The sequence below is a fragment of the Enterococcus sp. H57 genome (genome assembly GCF_003112495.1).
GTDB classification, from domain to species: domain Bacteria; phylum Bacillota; class Bacilli; order Lactobacillales; family Enterococcaceae; genus Enterococcus_B; species Enterococcus_B faecium.
Window position 1 is genome coordinate 1 of record NZ_BEHC01000013.1, and the last position, 1,546, is coordinate 1,546.

Annotated in this window: 1 rRNA gene; it reads left to right on the forward strand. The window is 52.3% G+C overall.

The window, feature by feature from the left end:
- Positions 1–75 precede the first annotated feature (75 nt).
- Positions 76–1,546: ribosomal RNA gene (locus DIZ30_RS04190) — 16S ribosomal RNA — on the forward strand; the annotation flags it as partial.

Sequence of the window (1,546 nt, forward strand, 5' to 3'; positions counted from 1 at the left end):
CAACAAACATTTTTAACAAGCAAGCAATATGCTAGCAAACAAATTGAGCTTAACAATCGCAAGATTGTTCGAACTTTTTATGAGAGTTTGATCCTGGCTCAGGACGAACGCTGGCGGCGTGCCTAATACATGCAAGTCGAACGCTTCTTTTTCCACCGGAGCTTGCTCCACCGGAAAAAGAGGAGTGGCGAACGGGTGAGTAACACGTGGGTAACCTGCCCATCAGAAGGGGATAACACTTGGAAACAGGTGCTAATACCGTATAACAATCGAAACCGCATGGTTTTGATTTGAAAGGCGCTTTCGGGTGTCGCTGATGGATGGACCCGCGGTGCATTAGCTAGTTGGTGAGGTAACGGCTCACCAAGGCCACGATGCATAGCCGACCTGAGAGGGTGATCGGCCACATTGGGACTGAGACACGGCCCAAACTCCTACGGGAGGCAGCAGTAGGGAATCTTCGGCAATGGACGAAAGTCTGACCGAGCAACGCCGCGTGAGTGAAGAAGGTTTTCGGATCGTAAAACTCTGTTGTTAGAGAAGAACAAGGATGAGAGTAACTGTTCATCCCTTGACGGTATCTAACCAGAAAGCCACGGCTAACTACGTGCCAGCAGCCGCGGTAATACGTAGGTGGCAAGCGTTGTCCGGATTTATTGGGCGTAAAGCGAGCGCAGGCGGTTTCTTAAGTCTGATGTGAAAGCCCCCGGCTCAACCGGGGAGGGTCATTGGAAACTGGGAGACTTGAGTGCAGAAGAGGAGAGTGGAATTCCATGTGTAGCGGTGAAATGCGTAGATATATGGAGGAACACCAGTGGCGAAGGCGGCTCTCTGGTCTGTAACTGACGCTGAGGCTCGAAAGCGTGGGGAGCAAACAGGATTAGATACCCTGGTAGTCCACGCCGTAAACGATGAGTGCTAAGTGTTGGAGGGTTTCCGCCCTTCAGTGCTGCAGCTAACGCATTAAGCACTCCGCCTGGGGAGTACGACCGCAAGGTTGAAACTCAAAGGAATTGACGGGGGCCCGCACAAGCGGTGGAGCATGTGGTTTAATTCGAAGCAACGCGAAGAACCTTACCAGGTCTTGACATCCTTTGACCACTCTAGAGATAGAGCTTCCCCTTCGGGGGCAAAGTGACAGGTGGTGCATGGTTGTCGTCAGCTCGTGTCGTGAGATGTTGGGTTAAGTCCCGCAACGAGCGCAACCCTTATTGTTAGTTGCCATCATTCAGTTGGGCACTCTAGCAAGACTGCCGGTGACAAACCGGAGGAAGGTGGGGATGACGTCAAATCATCATGCCCCTTATGACCTGGGCTACACACGTGCTACAATGGGAAGTACAACGAGTTGCGAAGTCGCGAGGCTAAGCTAATCTCTTAAAGCTTCTCTCAGTTCGGATTGCAGGCTGCAACTCGCCTGCATGAAGCCGGAATCGCTAGTAATCGCGGATCAGCACGCCGCGGTGAATACGTTCCCGGGCCTTGTACACACCGCCCGTCACACCACGAGAGTTTGTAACACCCGAAGTCGGTGAGGTAACCTTTT